This is a genomic window from Micromonospora sp. NPDC006766, from assembly GCF_040636055.1.
Taxonomy (GTDB): domain Bacteria; phylum Actinomycetota; class Actinomycetes; order Mycobacteriales; family Micromonosporaceae; genus Micromonospora.
The window spans coordinates 1-18,337 of record NZ_JBEYIX010000044.1 but is presented as its reverse complement, the minus strand read 5'-3'; the positions used below and the strand labels follow the sequence as shown (position 1 = coordinate 18,337).

Here is an 18,337-nt window from a genome sequence, read left to right as displayed (position 1 = left end):
TGTGGCGGGGGCCCAGTGGCCCGCCGCGACGCACCGACGACCGACGCTGGGAAACCGACGCACGGGGGTGGGCAGATGGCTGAGCAGCTGATTTCCGCGTTCGAGTCCTCGCTGGACAAGACGAACGTGATCCTCAAGGAGATCGAAGCGGCGTACGGCTGGCCGAAGGAGCAACGCAACCAGTCCTACGCGGCGCTGCGTACGGTGTTGCACCTGCTGCGGGACCGGATGCCGGTGCAGGAGAGCGCCGAGTTCGCCCAGCAGTTGCCGGTGCTGCTGCGCGGCATCTACTTCGACGGCTGGCAGCCGGAGAACGTGCCGATCAAGTTGAACCGCGACGACTTCCTCTACGAGGTCCGGCAGGGCTTCCCGTACGACGTGGAGGGCGGTCCGCAGCGGGTGGTGCAGGTGGTGCTCGACACCCTGCGCCGGCACGTCAACCAGGGCGAGTGGCAGGACGTGAAGTCGTCCATGCCGCAGGACCTCAGCCGGATGATTCCCTGACCGGCGCCGTCGCGGCCCGCCCCGCCACGTCCGGTGGGGCGGGCCATACGCGTTCGCGCCGGAGCCCGGCGAATCGTCCGTTTCGCCGGGCCTCGCCGTTTACCGTTGGTTTGAGAAGATCGCGCGTGGGGTACCACCCGCCGCACGACGGACCCCGGCGGACGACGGGGCGGCACACCGAGGGAGCACCGATGGCACTCAACGACGACGACATGCGGACCAGCGGCGGCGGCGCGGAGGGGCCCGCCGACGGTGGCGCGAGCCCCGGCCAGCGGGACGGTGGCGCGGACGGTGGCGCCGATCGCGGGGCGGAGCGGGGTGCCGACCGCGGCGCCGACCGGGGTGCCGAGGGACCCGCCGACGGTGGGGCGACCCCGGGCAAGCAGGACGGCGGCGCGGACGGCGGCGCCGAGGGACCGGCCGACGGCGGTGCCCGGCCCGGCCAACGCGACGGTGGCGCCGACGGCAGCGCCCGCTGACGGATCGCCATGACGCACCTCGACCCGCCGGGCGGCGACGGTTGCCCGGCGGTTCCGTCTTCCGCCACCGCGGCCCTCGCCCGCTGCGTGGCCGTCGACCCGGCCAAGTTCGCCGCCGACCACTGGGGGCGGGCGCCACTGCTGTCCCGCGCGGCCGAACTGCCCAACCCGGACGGGTTCAACGACCTGTTCAACCCCGCCGACGCCGACGAGCTGCTCAGCCGCCGCGGCCTGCGTACCCCGTTCCTGCGGGTGGCCAAGAACGGCGAGCTGGTGCCGGCGGCGCGTTACACCGGCGGCGGTGGCGCGGGCGCCGAGATCGGCGACCAGGTCCTCGACGAGCAGGTCCTCCAGCTGTACGCCGACGGCGCCACCCTCGTGCTGCAGGGCCTGCACCGAACCTGGCCGGCCCTGGTCGACCTGGCCCGCGACCTGACCGCCGCGCTGGCCCAGCCCACCCAGGTCAACGCCTACCTGACCCCGGCCGGCAGCCAGGGCTTCGCCACCCACTACGACACCCACGACGTCTTCGTGCTCCAGGTCGACGGCCGCAAGCACTGGCGGATCCACCCACCCGTGCTGCCCGACCCGCTGGAGCGGCAGCCCTGGGGCGGGCGGGCCGACGAGGTCAGCGCCACCGCGGAGGGCCGGCCCGCGCTGGACGTGGTGCTCGCCCCGGGCGACGCGCTCTACCTGCCCCGCGGCTGGCTGCACAGCGCCCAGGCGCAGGAATCCAGCTCGCTGCACCTGACCGTGGGCGTTCGGGCGCTGACCCGGTACGCCCTGGTCGAGGAGCTGCTGGCGCTCGCCGCCGAAGACCCCCGGCTCCGATCCGGGCTGCCCTTCGGCGTCGACGTGGCCGACCCGGACGCCATCGAACCGGAGCTGACCGAGACGGTGGAGGCGCTGCGCGACTGGCTGCTGCGGGCCGACCCGGCCGCCGTGGCCGCCCGGCTGCGGGACCGGGCCTGGCCGGCCGCCCGGCCCGCGCCCATCCGGCCCCTGGCCCAGGCCGCCGCGCTGGCGGCGCTGACCGCGGACACCCGGGTCACTCCTCGGGCCGGCCTCCGCTGGCAGCTTGAGCCGAGCGGGGACGACCGGGTGGTGCTGCGCCTGTTCGACCGCACCATCACCCTGCCCGGCACCTGCGAGCCGGCGTTGCGCGCCGTGCTCGGCGGCGAGGTGACCCGGGTCGGTGACCTGCCCGGCCTCGACGACGACGCCGACCGCCTGGTCCTGGCCCGCCGCCTGCTGAAGGAGGCCGCCCTCACCCCCGCCTGACGGTCGCCCGCGTGTCAGCGGGTGAGGACGAGCAGGAGAACGGTGGCCACCAGGCCGGCGGCGACGACCACGGTGATCGCGCGCGGGGTCAGCATGGCGTGCCGACGGTCAGCCAGCAGCCGGGCCGGCGCCAGACCCACCAGCGGGCCGAGCAGCGTGATCACCAGCGCCAGCACCGGCATCCCGACCGCCAGATCCCCGCCGGAGCCATGGCCCAGCGCCCGCGCGCCCGCCCCCAACGCGTACGCGACCAGCGACCCGCCGACCCCGCAGCCCACCAGCAGCGGGTTCGCCGAGCCGGGCAGCTCGCCCCGCTGGCGGATCCGGTCCAGCAGATCGCGTACCCCGCGCAGCCGCGACACCGGGTCGCCGGCGGCGTCCCGAGCTGGCCCGGGCGGGTCGCCCAGCCGCCGCCCCCCGGAGCGGACCCGGGTGCGCAGCTCCTCCCAGAGGTGGGCGACCTCGGCGTCCACCCGGTCCACCAGCTCCCGCGCCTCGGCCGCGTCCGCCTCGGCCCGGCGGACCTGCTCGGCGGCCTCGGCCACGGCCCGGTCGGCGGCGGCGCACTGCTGCGCGTACCAGGTGTGCGCCTCGGCGCGCTGGGCGGCGACCCGGGCGGTCAGCTCGGCGAGCCGACGGATCTGGGCGGCGTACGTTTCACTCACGACCGGCTCGTTCACTGCGACAGACCGTAGGGGATGATCACCTGTCCGGTGCGGTGCACCGCCCGGTCGAAATACAAACCCCGCCACGGGCGCGGATACCAGTCCGGCCCGCCGGTGCCCGGATAGAGCGCCGAGCCCAGCTCCGCGCCCTGCACGTCGAGCGCCACCCAGGCGCCGATGTTCTCCAGGCGAGCGGCCGGGCCGCCCAGGTCGGTCCGCATCCGGGCCACCCCCCGCCACCAGGCCAGCACGTGCGTACGCCGTTCCGGCCCGTCGTGCAGGATCCGGCGCAGCTGCTCCAGCCCGGTCCGCCGGCCCGCCCTGCCGGCGAGCTGCGGAGCCGCCGCGTCGACCGCGTACAGCAGCAGGTAGTGCGGGCTGGGTGGGACGCCCGGCGCGCCGAGCCCGTCGCCCACCTCCGCCATCAGCTCGGGCACGCTCTCCTCGTCGTACCAGGCGGCGTCGTCGGCCAGGTCCGCGTACAGGGCGCGGGCGGCCGGGTCGGCGTCCGGGTCGAGACAGGCGATGGAGAAGCGGGCGGTGCCCGGCCGGTGCTGCCGGGCCAGCGACCGAGCGGCGGCGTCGAGCACCGCGCAGGCCTCGTCCACCCGGGTGCCGAGCACGGCGAGGTTGCGCCCGGGGGCCCGGGGCAGCCGCAGTGCCGCCGAGCGGGCCTGCACGTCGATGATCTCCCCGAGCAGGGCCACCGGGCCGCGCGGCGCCCCCTGCTCGGGGGCGGTCAGCGCCCCGAAGTCCGGCGCGTCGGCCAGCTTCGGGATCGCGTCACCGTCGAACAGCCGGGCCGGGGAGGCGTCCTGCGGGCGCATCCGCCACAACCGGTGCTGCAACTCGCTCCACGTCTCCCAGTCGCTGGCCGACGGGATACGCGCCACCTGGTTCCCCTCCACCAGCCCCGACTCGGCGTTGACCACCGCGTGGTGCCGGGGCAGCGACTGCGCCGCGTCGTTGCGTTCGGCCAGAATGCGCAGCGCCTTCGGCAGCGCGATGCGCAGGGTGAACTGAGCGACCAGCGCCGGCCGCCCCCACAGCGCCTCGATGCCGCGTACGTCCTGCGAGGCGAGTACCAGGTGGATGCCCTGCGATCGGCCCCGCCGGGCCAGGTCCTCCAGCAGGTCGGCGGCCTCCCGGGCGACCACGTCCCGGCCCGCGAGCAGCGCCTGGAACTCGTCCACCACGGCCACGATGCGCGGCCAGCGCCCGGTCGGGTCCACCGCGCGCAGCTCGCCGAGCTTGGTGACCTCGTGCTTCTTCGCCGCGTCCGCCCGGCGGCGCAGTTCCTCGGCGAGGAACCGGAGCAGGGCCAGCCCGAACTCCCGGTCGGTGTTGACGTTGATCCCGACCAGCCGCATGTGTGGCAGCCAGCTCGGGTCCCGCCGGCCCTGGGCGAACCGGGCGAAGGACACCCCCTCCTTGAAGTCCAGCAGATAGAACTCCAGCTCGGCGGGGGAGTAGCGGGCGGCGAGCGCGCCGATCCAGGCGAAGATCAGGTTGGTCTTGCCGGTGCCGGAGGGTCCGCCGATCAGCGCGTGCGGCGGATAGTCGCCGAGGGTCAGCAGCACCGGCCGCCCATGCCGGCCCTCGCCGATCGGCGCGGTCAGCCCGGCGGATGAATCCTCCCGCCAGTAGTCCTCCGGCGGCGGGAGCAGGTCGGTGAAGGGCGCCGGCGGGGGGCCGGCGTTGACCCGGGAGGCCACCTCCCGGCAGGTGTCGGTGACCAGCCCGGCCGGGGGTGGCTCGTCGAGCACGACCGGCAGCCCGGCGATCCTGGCGTCGTCCGGCTCGACCACGATCCGGGTCACCGTCGCGTCGTCGGGCAGGGTCATGCCGCGTACCACCAGGTGCACGCCGCAGGCCGCCCCGGTCCGCACCACCCGGTCCAGCTGGCCGCGTTCGTGCCGGGACAGCTCGTCGCCGCCGAGCAGCACCGCCACCCGCCACGGCTCGGGCCGGCGGCCGGTGGCGGCGGCCAGCTCGCGCAGCGACGCGTGCTCGCCGGCCAGCACGGTCTCGTTGATCCGGCGGATCTGCTCCACCAGGTCGTCCAGCAGCCGTCCCAGCCCGCCGGGGCCGACGAAGGTGAGCAGCCCGGCCGTGCCGAGCGGGGCGAACCCGGCCAGCCCGCCGCCCAGGTGCTCCGGGTCGTACCCGAACAGCCGGACCGTGCCCGGTTCGGCGCGCCCGAGCGAGCGCAGCAGCAGGGCGGGCACCACCGTGGCGATGCCCGCCCGGTCACCGCCGGCCAGGTGCACGTGACCGGCGTCCAGCAGCGGCACCAGCGCCGGCACCGGCTCCGCGCCGGGAACGCGTACCGCGCCGACCCGGACCGCGCCGGGCGGCTCGGCCCGGTCGGCGGGGGTGACCCGCCACCGGTCCCAGGGCGTGGACGCCGCGCCGGGCGCCTCCCGCTGCGCTGCCGTGGCGGCCCGCCGGACCAGCTCCGCGATCCGGGCGGTGTGCCGGGCGTCGATCTCGGCCAGCCGGCCGTCGCGGGCGACGCCCACCCGCTCGGGTACGGCCACCGCAGCCCGCCGTACCCGGTCCAGCCGCTCCCGGCCGGCGGCCAGCTCGGCGTCGGCGGCGGCCAGCCGGTTCCGGGCCGCGCCGAGCGCCTCGGAGAGCAGGTCCCGGACCCGTGACACCAGTCGGGTGCGGACGTCAGCCATGCGCACCCCGCGACGGCTCCCGCTCGCCGGCGTCCGCCGGCAGGTCGCGGCCGAGCCGGTCCAGCAGCACCCCGGTGACCACCCCGGCGGTGACCGCCGGATCCGCCGCGTGCGGCTGCTCCTGGTCGTCGGCGCGGCGGGGCGGTGGCATCCGGCAGACCCGGGTGAGCAGAGTGTCCAGCACCGGCGCTGGCAGCCCGGGCAGCAGGTCGCGGACCCGCCCGTCCAGCTCCCGGCGCAGCCGGCCCAGATCGTCGGCGCGGGGCGGGTGCCCGAGCAACTCCCCGGCCAGGTCGCGCAGCAGCGGCGGGGCGATCGCGGCCAGCCCCAACCCCACGTCGGCGTGCGCTCGGCGCAGCTCGCGGTGCAGCCGCTCCCGGTCGCCCGAGCGGACCCCGGTCACCACCTGACGCAGCAACTCCCGGGAGTCGCCGGCCCGCTCGTCCGGCTCGTCCGACGGGCCCTCCCGGCCGCCGGTCAGCTCCGCCACCCGCACCGCCCACCAGCGCCGCGCCGTCGGGTCGACGCCCTGCTCCGGCCCGGCGCCCGGCACCGGCGGCGCCACCTCGCCGGGCGCGTCGTGCCGGGGCCGTCGCTCGTCGGCCTTCGGCGCGGGCGCCCCGTCGGCGGCGAGCCCGAGGGCGGCCAAATACGCCGACAGCTGCTCCTGCGCCACCCGCAGCGCGTACCCGGCGGTCTCGGCGTGCTCGGTCGCGGCCGACAACTCCGGCACCCCCATCGGGTTGGCCGACTCCTGCCGCACCCAGCGCAGCCGCTCGGTGGCCTGGCCGAACTTCTCCAACGCGACGGCGAGCTGGGCCAGCGGCAGTTCGTCGGCGACGGCGCGTACCTGCGCGCCGATGTCCTCGACAATGGACACGGCCGGCCCTAGAGGGAGGCGACGTAGAGTTGCGCCTGCTCGACCGCGACCAGGGTGGCGGCGAGGCATTCCTCCAGCTCCTGGCTGGCCTGGGTCAGCGACGCCTGGGCCGCCTCGACCGTCTCGTGCCCGCTGCCCTCCAGCGCGCCGGCCAGGGTCTGCTGCGCCTCGGCCAGCCTCTCACCGGCCGCCTGCACGGCTGTCTGCCCGTCACCTATCTGCTGGAGGGCGACATCAATGGCTGCCTTCAGCTCGGCGACGCTCGCCACGGGGGACCTCCTGAGGGCGGTGAGATCTCCATTACATCCCATCCCGACGGGTGGGAGAACAACCGCCCTCACGGTGTTCCGGCCCGACTGTCGGATCACGCCCCTGACGTGCGCGTTCGGCCGTTGCGCGGCCGGTGTGCCGGTCCCGCCGACGGGGCAACCGGTCCCGTCCACGGGTCCACCACGCCCGTGCCCGCCTTCCGCGGACCAGCCGGCGGTGGCGCTCAGCCGTCCCGGGGCAGCCAGCGCGGGCCGTACACCTCGGCGCCCAGCGCCCGCACCCGGGCCCGCAGCTCCCGGTCGGCGGTGACGACGACGCTGCGCCGCCGCCCCGCCGCGGCGACCAGCTCGACCATGGTGTCGTCACCCGAACCGGGCGCGGCGACCACCCCGACGCCCGGCACCCCGGGCACGCCCCGCGCCGCCCCCTCCACCACCAGCACCACCTCGACCGGCGGCGGCAGCTCCGGCGGCACGCCCGCCTCGGCCAGCGGCACCAGCGCGTCACGCAGCCGGGCCGCTGCCCCGGCCCGGTCCCGCCACCAGCCGTCCGGCCGCGAGCCCACCACGTTCGCCCCGTCGACGATCAGCAGCGCACTGGTGTCCATGCACCCAGCCTGCCACCGAGCCGGCTGCCACCGGCGCGGGGGACCGGCCCGCGTTTGTCGCGCCGGCCGCCGGGTAGCCACCGCAGACCGTGCCGCGCCAGGTCGCCTCGGCGACCGTGCCCGCCCGAGGAGCGGAGGACAGAAGATGATGGGACCCGGTGACTTCGGCCCCGACCCGTGGGACGAGTTCCTGGCTCGGTACTTCGGCCGGGGCGAGGGGGGACGCCGACCGGCGCACCGGGTCGACATCACCCGGCTGATGACCGCCGACGCGCGGGAGATGCTCGCCGACGCGGCCCGCCGGGCGGCGCAGAAGCACAGCAACGACCTGGACACCGACCACCTGCTCTGGGCGGCGCTGCAACGCGAGCCGCTGCGCGACCTGGTACGCCGTGCCGGCGCCGACCCGGACGCCCTGGTCAACGCCCTCGGCGGGCGCGGCGACGGGGCACCCCGGGGCGAGGTGCCACCGAACCTGTCGCTCACCCCGGCGGCGAAGCGGGCGCTGCTCGACGCTCACCAGCTGTCCCGGGCGATGGGCGCCAACTACATCGGCCCCGAGCACATTCTGATGGCCCTGCCGCTGAACCCGGAGTCGCCGGCCGGGCGGATGCTCGCCGCCGGCCGGATCCAGCCGGAGTCGTTGCAGGCGGCCAGCGCGGAACGCGGGGGCACGCCCCGGCCCGACCGGGGCACCCCGACGCTCGACCAGTACGGCCAGGACCTCACCGAGCTGGCCCGCAACGACCAGATCGACCCGGTGATCGGGCGGGCGGACGAGATCGAGCAGGCGGTGGAAATCCTGTCCCGCCGGACCAAGAACAACCCGGTGCTCATCGGCGAGGCCGGGGTCGGCAAGACCGCGATCGTGGAAGGGCTGGCCGAGCGGATCTGCGACGGGGACGTGCCGCAGACCCTGATCGGTAAGCGGGTGATCCAGCTCGACCTGCCCGGGCTGGTCGCCGGCACCCGCTACCGCGGCGACTTCGAGGAACGACTGAAGAAGGTGATCGACGAGATCCGGGCGCACCGCGACGAGCTGATCGTCTTCCTGGACGAGATCCACACCCTGGTCGGCGCGGGCGGCGCCGGCAGCGAGGGCGGCATGGACGCGTCCAACATGCTCAAGCCCGCCCTCGCGCGGGGCGAACTGCGGGTGATCGGCGCGACCACGCTGGACGAGTACCGGCGCAGCATCGAGAAGGACGCCGCGCTGGCCCGCCGGTTCCAGCCCGTCTTCGTGCCCGAGCCGGCCGTCGACGACACCGTCACCATCCTGCGCGGCCTGCGCGACCGGTACGAGGCGCACCACCAGGTCCGGTTCACCGACGAGGCGCTCGTCGCCGCCGCCGAGCTGTCCGACCGGTACGTCACCGACCGCTTCCTGCCGGACAAGGCAATCGACCTGATCGACCAGGCCGGGGCCCGCGTCCGGCTGCGTACCCGCACCCCCGCCGAGGACGTGCGGGAGTTGGAGCGGCAGCTCGACGAGGTCCGCCGCAACAAGGATCAGGCGGTCGCCGACGAGCAGTACGAGCGCGCCTCCGAACTGCGCGACCGGGTATCCGAACTGGAGGACCAGATCGGCCGCGCGAAGGGGGAGGGCGAGCCGGCGAACGTGCCGACGGTCGGGCCGACGGAGATCGCCGAGGTGGTCTCCCGGGCCACCGGTATCCCGATCACCCAGCTCACTGAGGAGGAACGGGACCGGCTGCTGCGCCTGGAGGGATACCTGCACGAGAAGGTGATCGGGCAGGACGACGCGGTCGGCGCGGTCGCCGAGGCGGTCCGGCGCTCGCGTACCGGCCTGGCCGACCCGAACCGGCCGATGGGCAGTTTCCTCTTCCTCGGCCCCACCGGCGTGGGCAAGACCGAGCTGGCGCGGGCCCTGGCCGAGGCGCTCTTCGGCGAGGCGGACCGGATGGTCCGGGTGGACATGAGCGAGTTCCAGGAACGGCACACGGTCAGCCGGCTGGTCGGCGCCCCACCCGGGTACGTCGGCTACGAGGAGGCCGGCCAGCTCACCGAGGCGGTCCGCCGCCGCCCGTACGCGGTGGTGCTGCTCGACGAGATCGAGAAGGCCCACCCGGACGTGTTCAACATCCTGCTCCAGGTGCTCGACGACGGCCGGCTCACCGACAGCCAGGGCCGTACGGTGAACTTCAAGAACACCGTACTGATCATGACGAGCAACCTGGGCTCGGAGCTGATCACCGGCACCCAGCGCGCGGTCGGTTTCGCCACCGGCGAGCCCGGCCGGCAGGAGACCACCGAGCTGCGGGAGCGGCTGACGCGCCGGCTCCAGGAGAACTTCCGGCCGGAATTCCTCAACCGCATCGACGAGATCATCATCTTCCAGCGGCTGGAGGCACAGCAGCTGCGCCAGATCACCGAACTGCTGCTGGAGGAGACCCGCCGGCGGTTGCACGCCCAGGACATCCAGGTCGACTTCACCACGGCCGCGATCGACTGGCTCGCCGAGAACGGCTACCAGCCGGAGTTCGGCGCCCGGCCGCTGCGCCGGGTGATCCAGCGAGAGGTCGACAACCGGCTTTCCCGGATGCTGCTGGAGGACGGGATATCCCCCGGCCAGCGGGTCACCGTCGACGCGCAGGACGACCGGCTCGCCTTCCAGGTGGCCGCCGGCGAGCGCGGCCACACCGCGGCCGCGACGTCCCATCCGCGGTGAACGATGAGACGCCATCCGCGCCGAGTGGCGCGGCGTCATTCCCGACCCAGCGGAGGGCGGACATGACCGAACCCGAGGAAACCCGGGAGGACACCGAGCGCACCGAACCGATCGTCGCGCCCCCGACGGCCAACCCGTCCCGGGTGAAGGTGCCGCCGGAGGGCCTCAAACAGCACACCGACAAGGGCGAGGGCGACCCGACGCCGTCCGGGCCGCCGTCGGGAGAGGAGGCGTGATGGTACGCGAGGCACGACTCGAACCGGAGGTCGAGGTGATCTGGGATGACTTCCACGCCGAGGTGAACGTACCGTCCGAGAAGCTGCGGCAGTGGCTGCTCACCCGCGGATCCGGGGAGGAGGCGTTCGGCCCGAACCCGGACCTGGACCTGCCCGAGCCGGGCCGGCAGATCCTCGCCGTGCTGACCAAGCGCAAGGTGGACCTCACCCCGGAGGACATCGAGGTGATGCGGGAGGCCATCGAGCGGATCCGGGAGCTGAGTGCGGCGAAGCCGAGCCGGGGCAACGCCGACGCCGAGTGGCGGCACGCCCTGCTCGACCTCGGCCACGACGTCCTCATCGAACGCTGAGCCGGCTCGCACGGCGAGGCGAACCCGATCGACGGCACCCGGACTGCGTCCCGGGTGCCGTCCCCTCGTCGGGCTTACTCCACGCTGGGCAGTTGCAGCCCGGCCGCGTCGGCGGCGGCCTGCCGGTCGGCGCGGGCCCGCTCCTCACGGCTGAGCAGGTTCGCGTACTCGGTGATGTCGGTCGGGTCGGGCACCTCCGGCAACCGGCGTAGGAAGGTCTCCACGTCCTCGGCGGCGGCGGTGTGCGCGGCGGCCGCCTGGTGCAGCAGCTCCCGCGGGTCGGCGTCAGTCATGCCGCCTGATACCCGCGCTCAGGCGGTTCGCACCCCACCGGCCACCGCCGGCTGGGCGCCGAAGCCGGGATGCCGCAGCAGCCAGGACAGGTAGTCGGGATGCGGCGCCAGCGCGTCGGTGTACGCGGCCACCGCCGTCTCCAGCACCGTCTCGGCGACCCGGGCGGCCGGCGCGTCCGGGTGCCAGCCCAGCAGCAGCCGCCAGCGCAGCGGCGCCCCCGCCAGCCGGCGGGTCACCAGCCCGGCGGGCGGCCGGAAGGTGGCCTGGCAGAGCGCCACCCCCTCGCCCGCGTCGACCAGGTCCACGCAGCCGCGCACGTCCGCCTCGTACACCTTGCGCGGGGTGAAACCGGCGCGGGCGCAGGCGGCGGCGAAACAGTCGCCGAAGCACCCGTCCCCGGGCGCCGCCACCCACTGCTCGCGCCGCAGATCCACCAGGCGCACCTCGTCCCGGCTGGCCAGCGGGTGGTGCTGCGGCAACAGTACGAAGATCGGGTCGACGGCCACCTCCCGCCAGCTCAACCCGAACGCGGCCGACGGGCTGGCGTCCCCGCACACCCCGCTGAGGGCGAAGTCGAGCCGACCGGCCGCCACCAGCTGCGCCAGTTCGTCCACCGACCAGGACGCGTACGTGGTGATGCCCACGTCGGGCTGCTCGGCGGCGAGCCGGTGCACCAGACGGCCGAGGATCGGGCTGTTCACCCCGCCGAACCGGTAGCGACCCGGCGGACCCCCCGCCCCGGCCAGCCGGGCCGCCTCGTCCTGGAGGCCCTTCATCGCCGGCAGCAGCACCCGGGCCCGGTCCAGCACCAGCTCACCGAGCGCGGTGGGGCGGGCGCCCCGCCGATCCCGTTCGAACAGTGCGCCGCCGAGCGTCCGCTCGATGCGCTGGAGCTGGGCGGTCAGTGCCGGCTGGGCCAGACCGAGTGTCGAGGCCGCCTTGGTCACGCTCCCCGTCTCCGCGATCGCGCAGACCACCCGCAGGTGTCGCAGCTCCAGGTTCATACGGCGACCGTAGGGCCACGAACGGGTCTGCGGAAGAGCCGTTCGTCATCGGCACACCTCGATCGGCCGGGCCGCCGCCGTGAGCCGGCCCGAGGCTCAACGCTTCCGATGCCGGTCCAGATCCGACGGGTGCGTACGCCGGCCGGTCACCGCGTCGCGGACCTTGTCCAGCACGCCCAGCGCCGGCTCGACGACCTTGTTCCACGGCGGGGTGGCCGGGGTGCCCGGATGGGGCCGGGTCGGTGCCGCCTCCCCGGCGATCTCCCACCGGTTACCCAGCCGGATCAGCTCGACCTCGGTGGCCCCCTGACGCAACGGCACGACCAGCGCTGCGACCCGGTCGACGTGCCGGCGTACCCGGTCGGCCACCTCCGCCACCGCCGGGTCCTCCGGCCCGGACAGCTCCCTCAGAGCGGTGAGCAGCGCCGCGTCCGCCTCGAGTTCCCGGTCCACCAACTCGGCGCTCTTCGGCGCCGCGGCCCGGACGGCGGGGAAGAGGTACTGCTCCTCCGCGCAGAGATGCCGGGAGAGCGCGGCGGTGAGCACGTCGAGCACCTCACTGCGGCGGCTGGTGAGCTGTTCGACCAGGCCGAGCAGCGCGCGGTGCTCGCGGTCCACGATCTCGGCCACACTCCGGCCGCCCGGCCGGTACGCGTCGTCGGCGGCGGGCGGCAACGGCGGCAGTGGGACGCTCAAGGTGCCCTCCTCGACTGGGGGCCGCCGGGGCCCGGCGGCTCGCGGGGCGGTGCGGGTATGCCAGCGGCGGTACCCGCACGGGCGATCGGGGAAACCGCGTGGACGGGGGTGGGCCGGCCGTCGGGGCCGGCTGGTATGAAGAAGCGATGACGAGCGACGCCGCCACCCCCACCGCCCGACCGGTCCCCACCGACGAGGTCGTGGACCTCTGCCGCGACCTGCTGCGGATCGACACCACCAACACCGGGGACAACGACACCAGCGTCGGCGAGCGGCGCGCGGCGGAGTACGTCGCGGAGAAGCTCGCCGAGGTCGGGGTCGACGCCCAGATCCACGAGTCCGCGCCGGGCCGGGCCAACCTGGTCGCCCGGATCCCGGGCACCGACCCGGGCCGGGACGCCCTGCTGGTGCACGGCCACCTCGACGTGGTTCCCGCCGACCCGGACGAGTGGTCGGTGCACCCGTTCTCCGGCGAGATCCGCGACGGCTACCTGTGGGGCCGAGGCGCGATCGACATGAAGGACTTCGACGCGATGGTGCTCGCCGTGGTCCGCGGCTGGCAGCGCACGGGCGTGCGTCCCGCGCGGGACATCGTGCTCGCCTTCACCGCCGACGAGGAGGCCGGCAGCGACTACGGCGCGCACTACCTCACCCGCGAGCACCGCGGCCTCTTCGAGGGCTGCACCGAGGCGATCGGCGAGGTCGGCGGCTTCTCCTACTCGGTCGACGAGCAGCAGCGGCTCTACCTGATCGAGACCGCCGAGAAGGGCATCGACTGGCTGCGCCTGCACGCCAAGGGCCGTCCCGGCCACGGCTCGATGGTGCACGACGACAACGCGGTCACCGCGCTCGCCGAGGCGGTCGCCCGGATCGGCCAGCACCGCTTCCCGGTGGTGGTCACCGACACCGTGCGGGCGTTCCTCGCCGAGGTCTCCGACGTCCTCGGCATCGAGATCGACCCGGAGGACCCGGAGGCCGCGATCGCCAAGCTCGGCCCGATCGCCAACATCATCGGCGCGACCATCCGCAACACCGCCAACCCGACCCGGCTGGCCGCCGGCTACAAGGACAACGTCATCCCCGGCCGGGCCACCGCCACCATCGACTGCCGCAGCCTGCCCGGGCAGTCGGAGCTGCTGGAGCGGCAGCTGCGTGAGCTGATCGGCCCGGACATCGACATCGAGTACGTCCAGCGCCAGCCCGCCCTGGAGACCACCTTCGACGGCGACCTGGTCGAGGCCATGTCCGCCGCGTTGCGCGCCGAGGACCCGGGCGCCCGCCCGGTGCCCTACATGCTCTCCGGCGGCACCGACGCCAAGGCGTTCTCGCAGCTCGGCATCCGCTGCTTCGGCTTCGCGCCGCTGCGGCTGCCCGCCGATCTCAATTTCTCCGGCCTGTTCCATGGCATCGACGAGCGGGTTCCGCTGGACGGACTACAGTTCGGCGTGCGGGTTCTCGACCGGTTTCTCCGCAACTGCTGACCGTGTCCGTCGCGTCACCGCCGGCACGGGATCTCCCACATTTTCCGAAGGGACTGCCACACCATGACCGACCAGCACGGTGAGCTGGACGCCGCTCTCGAGCGGGTGATCGACGCGGCCCGCGCCCACCTGGCCGCCGTCCGCGCCGCCCAGGGCCGGATCGACGACGACGCCGTCTGGCAGGCGTACGTCAATTTGAACAACGCCTCGTTCGCGTACGACGAGCTGCTGCTCGACGCGTTCGGCGAGGTGACCCCGTGGGACGTCGAGTCCATCGACCCGGACGAGGCCGACGAGCGTTTCGGCGCGGTCGAGGGCGTCGAAGCCACCGACCCGCACCCGAGGGTCATCTCGGTGCGCCAGCGCCGCGACTACCGCGTCCCGAGCGTGTCCGCCCTGATTCGGGCGGCCGAGGTGGCCCGCCGCGAGGGCACCCCGGAGGAGGACGAGCCGGCCCCGGTGGAGGGCGTCGGCGAGGCCGTGCTGGAGCTGCTGCAGAGCGGCGACGGCTCGCTCAGCGCGCTGGACGTGCCCGAGTTGGAGCCGCTCGACGGCCTGGTCATGGTCAGTGAGGTCGGCACCCCGGTCGACCTGGAGTCGTTCGACGACGACGACCCGCTCGGCCCGTTCCAGCCGGCCCCCGACGACCGCCTCGTCGGCCGGCTCGACGAGCACCCGTTCCTCGAGCTCGACGACGAGCACGACCACGCCCACCAGTAGGCCGTGACATCCCCGGGGCCCGACCGCGCGGTGTGGGCCCCGGGGAGGCCACGGAACACGTCCGGGGCCCTCAGTACGACAGGCCCGGCTGCGGCTGGTTGACCCGGCGGCGCCGCAGCATCACCTGCCGCGTGCCGTCCCGGTACAGCCGCACCCGGGCCAGTTCCCAGTCGGAGAACTCCGCCTGGATCGCCAGCTGCGCCGCCGCGGTCAACCGGTCGACGTTCGGTGGCAACCGCAGCGGCGCGTATTCGTAGTCCATGACCCCTATGCTGCCCAGCTCGGTGGCCTACCGCCACCCCCTGTGAGCGGCCCGAATCGTGTACCGGGCCGCTCCGGCGCGGGCTCAGCCGTCCCGTTCCGGATAGCCGACCGGCACCGCCGACACGTCGTCCAGGGCGGTGACGATCTCCTCCGGCAGGGTCATCCGTTCCACCTGAAGGGCACCGAGAAGCTGCCCCACGGTGCGGGCACCCAGGATCGGCGCGGTCACCCCGGGACGGTCCCGGACCCAGGCCAGCGCGACCTCGAGCGGCGACACGCCCAGCCCGCCGGCGGCGGTGGCGACCGCCTCCACGATGCTTGAGCAGCGCGGCTCCAGATATGTGGCGACGAAGCGCTCGAAGTGCGGCGACGCGGCCCGGGAGTCCGCCGGGCGGCCGTGCCGGTACTTGCCGGTGAGCACCCCGCGACCCAACGGCGACCAGGGCAGCACGCCCAGCCCCATCGCCTCGCAGGCGGGCAGCACCTCGCGCTCCACGCCCCGCTCCAGCAGCGAGTACTCCACCTGCGCGGCGACCACCGGGGCCCGCCCCGGCCAGGCGGCCTGCCAGGCGGCGGCCCGGGCGGTCTGCCAGCCGGAGAAGTTGGACACCCCCACGTAGCGGGCCTTGCCGCTGGACACCGCGTGGTCCAGCGCGCCCAGGGTCTCTTCCAGGGGGGTGCCCGGGTCGTATCCGTGCACCTGCCACAGGTCGACGTGGTCGGTGCCGAGCCGGCGCAGCGACGCTTCGAGGGTCCGCAGCAGGTGGCCCCGGGAGCCGTCCCGGCGGCGACCGCTGCCCGGCCGCAGCCCCGCCTTGGTGGCGATGAGCAACTCGTCCCGGGCGACCAGGCTGCCCAGCAGCGAGCCGATCACCGACTCGGCGTCGCCGTCGGCGTACACGTCGGCGGTGTCGACGAGGTTGCCCCCCGCGTCCAGGTAGCTCTTGAGCTGAGCGGCCGCGTCGTCGGCGTCGGTGTCCCGTCCCCAGGTCATGGTGCCGAGCGCGAGCCGCGAAACCGCCAGCCCGCTTCGGCCGAGCGGTCGCTGTTGCATGGGTGAACCTTATTTCGAACCTCGCGTCACGGATATCCTCGCCCGGAGTCAAGTTCCTGCTCCACCGTCCGGCCGGCCTGGTCACCTGTTCCGGGGTGAGCCGGGAACCGGCCGGCCACCTTGATTGCGTAACCTGATGCGACCTGTGCTGCGGACGGTGGGAGGACCAGTGCGACTCGGGCTCAGCCTCGGATATCAGACGGCGTGGAGCACTCCGGCCGATCATCTGGCCCTGGCCCAGGAGGCGGATCGGCTCGGCTATTCGGTGGTGTGGGCGGCGGAAGCCTACGGTTCCGACTCGCCGAGCATGCTGGCCTGGATCGCCGGCCAGACCGAGCGGATCGACGTGGGCAGCGCGGTGATGCAGGTCCCCGCCCGTACGCCGGCGATGACCGCGATGACCGCGGCGACCATCGACGCGCTCTCCGGTGGCCGGTTCCGCCTCGGCCTGGGCGTCTCCGGTCCGCAGGTCTCCGAGGGTTGGCACGGCGTCCGCTTCGCCAAGCCCCTGGCCCGCACCCGCGAGTACGTCGACATCGTGAAGCTGGCGGTCGCCCGCAAGGAGGTCGCGTACGACGGGGAGCACTACACGCTGCCGCTGCCGGACGGGCCGGGCAAGGCGCTGCGGCTGGGCTTCCACCCACCACGCCAGCACATACCGATCTATCTGGCCGCGGTCGGCCCGAAGAACCTGGAGCTGGCCGGCGAGATCGCCGACGGCTGGTTGGCCGTCTTCTACGCGCCCGAGTTCGCCGAGGAGCAGCTCGCCTCCGTCCGCGCGGGCCGCGCCACGGCCGGCAAGGAGCTGGCGGGTTTCGACGTGGTGCCGTCCGTCCCGGTGGTGGTCGGCGAGGATGTCGCCTCCTGCGCCGAGCTGGTCCGCTGGTACGCGGCCCTCTACGTCGGTGGCATGGGCAGCCGGCAACAGAACTTCTACAACCAACTGGCCACCCGGATGGGCTACGGCGACGCCGCCCGCGAGGTGCAGGACCTTTACCTGGCCAAGCGGCAGCGCGACGCCGCCGCCGCGGTGCCGATGGAGTTCATCGACCGCACCTCCCTGCTCGGCCCGAAGGAGCGCATCGCCGACCGGATGCGGGAGTACGCCGCCGCCGGCGTGACCACCCTGTCGGTGACCCTGTTCGTCGCCGACCGGGAGAGCGGTGTGCAGACCCTGCGCACCGTCGCCGAGGCCCTGGAGCTGTCGGGAGTCGGCGAGTGACCTGGGTAGAGGCAATCGTCCTGGGCATCGTCCAGGGGCTTACGGAATTCCTGCCCGTCTCGTCCTCCGGGCACCTGCGGATCACCTCGGCGCTCTTCTTCGGTCGGGACGCCGGCGCGTCGTTCACCGCGGTGACCCAGCTCGGCACCGAGGCGGCGGTGCTCATCTACTTCTTCAAGGACATTTGGCGGATCGTCCGCACCTGGGTGGTCGGCCTGTGGGACCGCTCGGTCCGGTCCAGCCTCGACTACCGCATGGGCTGGTACGTCATCATCGGTACCATCCCGATCGGCGTGTTCGGCCTGCTGTTCAAGGATCAGATCCGCACCGCGGGCCGGAACCTGTACCTGATCTCCGGCACGTTGATCGTCTTCGCGCTGGTGCTGGCCTTCGCCGAGTACTGGGGGCGGCAGACCCGCACGCTGGAGAACTTCCGGATGCGCGACGGCGTCATCATGGGCTTCGCCCAGGCCATGGCGCTGGTCCCCGGCGTGTCCCGCTCCGGCGGCACGCTCACCCTCGGCCTGCTGCTCAACCTGACCCGGGAGACGGCGGCGCGCTACTCGTTCCTGCTGGCGATTCCGGCGGTGGTGATCTCCGGCGTGTTCAGCCTGCCGGACGTCTTCGAACCGTCCGCGGCGGGGACCGCCGCGCCGAGCGTGGCGCAGATGGTCGTCGCGACGGCGATCGCCTTCGCCATCGGGTACGCGGCCATCGCCTGGCTGCTGCGGTACGTCGCCCACCACACCCTTTACCTCTTCGTCCTCTACCGGGTGGCACTCGGTTCGCTGGTTCTCTGCCTGCTCCTGACGGGGACCATCAGCGCGACCTGATCTTGCTCTTGGGTGGGTGGTTGCTCTGGTTGGGCTGGTTGCGCTTGGGTGCTGGTTGCTGTTGGGGGCTGGGGGCGAGGGTGACCGGCTCCGGGCGGTCAGGCTTGATCCCTGCGCCGGTCAC

At 74.1% G+C, this 18,337-nt stretch carries 20 protein-coding genes; 10 read left to right on the top strand and 10 right to left on the bottom strand.

Annotated elements, in window-relative coordinates:
- The first annotated feature begins 75 nt into the window (after positions 1-75).
- The 3 genes from ABZ671_RS25740 (at position 76) to ABZ671_RS25730 (ending at position 2,264) form a co-directional block, all read left to right on the top strand.
- Positions 76-504, top strand: a complete 429-nt coding sequence (locus tag ABZ671_RS25740) for a DUF2267 domain-containing protein (RefSeq protein WP_357862684.1) — start codon at positions 76-78, stop codon at positions 502-504.
- Positions 505-695: 191 nt separating this feature from the next.
- Positions 696-983, top strand: coding sequence for a hypothetical protein (locus ABZ671_RS25735; RefSeq protein ID WP_357862682.1), 288 nt, complete (start codon positions 696-698; stop codon positions 981-983).
- Positions 984-992: 9 nt separating this feature from the next.
- Positions 993-2,264 (top strand): cupin domain-containing protein, encoded by a 1,272-nt coding sequence (locus tag ABZ671_RS25730; RefSeq protein ID WP_357862680.1) that lies wholly within the window; start codon positions 993-995, stop codon positions 2,262-2,264.
- Between the two features lie 14 nt (positions 2,265-2,278).
- On the opposite strand, the gene ABZ671_RS25725 is transcribed toward ABZ671_RS25730, so the two are convergent.
- From ABZ671_RS25725 to ABZ671_RS25705, 5 genes are all read right to left on the bottom strand, one after another.
- Positions 2,279-2,944: a hypothetical protein gene (locus ABZ671_RS25725; protein WP_357862678.1), complete on the bottom strand. Its 666-nt coding sequence runs from the start codon at positions 2,942-2,944 to the stop codon at positions 2,279-2,281.
- Positions 2,941-5,613 carry an FtsK/SpoIIIE domain-containing protein gene (locus ABZ671_RS25720; RefSeq protein WP_357862676.1) on the bottom strand — a complete coding sequence of 891 codons (2,673 nt, stop codon included), beginning with the start codon at positions 5,611-5,613 and terminating at the stop codon, positions 2,941-2,943. The genes ABZ671_RS25725 and ABZ671_RS25720 overlap by 4 nt, the downstream gene beginning before the upstream one ends.
- A complete protein-coding gene (locus ABZ671_RS25715; protein ID WP_357862674.1) occupies positions 5,606-6,493 on the bottom strand; it encodes a hypothetical protein in 888 nt (295 codons plus the stop codon). Before ABZ671_RS25715 ends, ABZ671_RS25720 begins: the two co-directional genes overlap by 8 nt.
- 8 nt (positions 6,494-6,501) lie before the next feature.
- Positions 6,502-6,762: a hypothetical protein gene (locus ABZ671_RS25710; protein ID WP_357862672.1), complete on the bottom strand. Its 261-nt coding sequence runs from the start codon at positions 6,760-6,762 to the stop codon at positions 6,502-6,504.
- Between the two features lie 224 nt (positions 6,763-6,986).
- The gene (locus ABZ671_RS25705; RefSeq protein ID WP_357862670.1) at positions 6,987-7,370 is read right to left on the bottom strand and encodes a hypothetical protein; all 384 of its coding nucleotides are present in this window, start codon (positions 7,368-7,370) and stop codon (positions 6,987-6,989) included.
- Positions 7,371-7,515: 145 nt separating this feature from the next.
- Between ABZ671_RS25705 and ABZ671_RS25700 the strand changes: the two genes are divergently transcribed.
- From ABZ671_RS25700 to ABZ671_RS25690, 3 genes are all read left to right on the top strand, one after another.
- Complete coding sequence (locus ABZ671_RS25700; RefSeq protein ID WP_357862668.1) at positions 7,516-10,059, top strand: ATP-dependent Clp protease ATP-binding subunit; 2,544 nt, start codon at positions 7,516-7,518, stop codon at positions 10,057-10,059.
- A gap of 62 nt (positions 10,060-10,121) precedes the next feature.
- Positions 10,122-10,295, top strand: a complete 174-nt coding sequence (locus ABZ671_RS25695) for a hypothetical protein (protein WP_357862666.1) — start codon at positions 10,122-10,124, stop codon at positions 10,293-10,295.
- The gene (locus ABZ671_RS25690; protein ID WP_357862737.1) at positions 10,295-10,645 is read left to right on the top strand and encodes a DUF3140 domain-containing protein; all 351 of its coding nucleotides are present in this window, start codon (positions 10,295-10,297) and stop codon (positions 10,643-10,645) included. The genes ABZ671_RS25695 and ABZ671_RS25690 overlap by 1 nt, the downstream gene beginning before the upstream one ends.
- A gap of 74 nt (positions 10,646-10,719) precedes the next feature.
- Here the strand turns inward: ABZ671_RS25690 and ABZ671_RS25685 are convergent, their stop codons facing one another.
- The 3 genes from ABZ671_RS25685 to ABZ671_RS25675 form a co-directional block, all read right to left on the bottom strand.
- Positions 10,720-10,938 (bottom strand): hypothetical protein, encoded by a 219-nt coding sequence (locus ABZ671_RS25685; RefSeq protein WP_357862664.1) that lies wholly within the window; start codon positions 10,936-10,938, stop codon positions 10,720-10,722.
- An 18-nt stretch (positions 10,939-10,956) separates the two neighbouring features.
- Positions 10,957-11,943, bottom strand: coding sequence for a LysR family transcriptional regulator (locus ABZ671_RS25680; protein WP_357862662.1), 987 nt, complete (start codon positions 11,941-11,943; stop codon positions 10,957-10,959).
- Positions 11,944-12,039: 96 nt separating this feature from the next.
- Positions 12,040-12,639 carry a hemerythrin domain-containing protein gene (locus ABZ671_RS25675; protein ID WP_357862660.1) on the bottom strand — a complete coding sequence of 200 codons (600 nt, stop codon included), beginning with the start codon at positions 12,637-12,639 and terminating at the stop codon, positions 12,040-12,042.
- 146 nt (positions 12,640-12,785) lie between these two features.
- On the opposite strand from ABZ671_RS25675, the gene ABZ671_RS25670 reads away from it, so the two are divergent.
- The gene (locus ABZ671_RS25670; protein ID WP_357862658.1) at positions 12,786-14,120 is read left to right on the top strand and encodes a M20/M25/M40 family metallo-hydrolase; all 1,335 of its coding nucleotides are present in this window, start codon (positions 12,786-12,788) and stop codon (positions 14,118-14,120) included.
- Positions 14,121-14,183: 63 nt separating this feature from the next.
- A complete protein-coding gene (locus ABZ671_RS25665) occupies positions 14,184-14,840 on the top strand; it encodes a hypothetical protein (protein ID WP_357862655.1) in 657 nt (218 codons plus the stop codon).
- Between the two features lie 70 nt (positions 14,841-14,910).
- Here the strand turns inward: ABZ671_RS25665 and ABZ671_RS25660 are convergent, their stop codons facing one another.
- Complete coding sequence (locus tag ABZ671_RS25660; RefSeq protein WP_357862653.1) at positions 14,911-15,102, bottom strand: DUF5703 family protein; 192 nt, start codon at positions 15,100-15,102, stop codon at positions 14,911-14,913.
- A gap of 84 nt (positions 15,103-15,186) precedes the next feature.
- Positions 15,187-16,158, bottom strand: a complete 972-nt coding sequence (locus ABZ671_RS25655; protein WP_357862651.1) for an aldo/keto reductase — start codon at positions 16,156-16,158, stop codon at positions 15,187-15,189.
- A gap of 169 nt (positions 16,159-16,327) precedes the next feature.
- On the opposite strand from ABZ671_RS25655, the gene ABZ671_RS25650 reads away from it, so the two are divergent.
- Complete coding sequence (locus tag ABZ671_RS25650) at positions 16,328-17,380, top strand: LLM class F420-dependent oxidoreductase (protein ID WP_357862649.1); 1,053 nt, start codon at positions 16,328-16,330, stop codon at positions 17,378-17,380.
- Positions 17,377-18,213, top strand: a complete 837-nt coding sequence (locus ABZ671_RS25645) for an undecaprenyl-diphosphate phosphatase (RefSeq protein ID WP_357862647.1) — start codon at positions 17,377-17,379, stop codon at positions 18,211-18,213. The genes ABZ671_RS25650 and ABZ671_RS25645 overlap by 4 nt, the downstream gene beginning before the upstream one ends.
- The last annotated feature ends 124 nt before the right edge of the window (positions 18,214-18,337 follow it).

What these genes read in the sequence shown, in the direction of transcription:
- ABZ671_RS25740 (WP_357862684.1), top strand. Translation starts at nt 76, where the DNA reads ATGGCTGAGCAGCTGATTTCCGCGTTCGAGTCCTCGCTGGACAAGACG.
- ABZ671_RS25735 (WP_357862682.1), top strand. Translation starts at nt 696, where the DNA reads ATGGCACTCAACGACGACGACATGCGGACCAGCGGCGGCGGCGCGGAG.
- ABZ671_RS25730 (WP_357862680.1), top strand. Translation starts at nt 993, where the DNA reads ATGACGCACCTCGACCCGCCGGGCGGCGACGGTTGCCCGGCGGTTCCG.
- ABZ671_RS25720 (WP_357862676.1), bottom strand. Translation starts at nt 5,613, where the DNA reads ATGGCTGACGTCCGCACCCGACTGGTGTCACGGGTCCGGGACCTGCTC.
- ABZ671_RS25705 (WP_357862670.1), bottom strand. Translation starts at nt 7,370, where the DNA reads ATGGACACCAGTGCGCTGCTGATCGTCGACGGGGCGAACGTGGTGGGC.
- ABZ671_RS25700 (WP_357862668.1), top strand. Translation starts at nt 7,516, where the DNA reads ATGATGGGACCCGGTGACTTCGGCCCCGACCCGTGGGACGAGTTCCTG.
- ABZ671_RS25695 (WP_357862666.1), top strand. Translation starts at nt 10,122, where the DNA reads ATGACCGAACCCGAGGAAACCCGGGAGGACACCGAGCGCACCGAACCG.
- ABZ671_RS25690 (WP_357862737.1), top strand. Translation starts at nt 10,295, where the DNA reads ATGGTACGCGAGGCACGACTCGAACCGGAGGTCGAGGTGATCTGGGAT.
- ABZ671_RS25685 (WP_357862664.1), bottom strand. Translation starts at nt 10,938, where the DNA reads ATGACTGACGCCGACCCGCGGGAGCTGCTGCACCAGGCGGCCGCCGCG.
- ABZ671_RS25680 (WP_357862662.1), bottom strand. Translation starts at nt 11,943, where the DNA reads ATGAACCTGGAGCTGCGACACCTGCGGGTGGTCTGCGCGATCGCGGAG.
- ABZ671_RS25670 (WP_357862658.1), top strand. Translation starts at nt 12,786, where the DNA reads ATGACGAGCGACGCCGCCACCCCCACCGCCCGACCGGTCCCCACCGAC.
- ABZ671_RS25665 (WP_357862655.1), top strand. Translation starts at nt 14,184, where the DNA reads ATGACCGACCAGCACGGTGAGCTGGACGCCGCTCTCGAGCGGGTGATC.
- ABZ671_RS25660 (WP_357862653.1), bottom strand. Translation starts at nt 15,102, where the DNA reads ATGGACTACGAATACGCGCCGCTGCGGTTGCCACCGAACGTCGACCGG.
- ABZ671_RS25655 (WP_357862651.1), bottom strand. Translation starts at nt 16,158, where the DNA reads ATGCAACAGCGACCGCTCGGCCGAAGCGGGCTGGCGGTTTCGCGGCTC.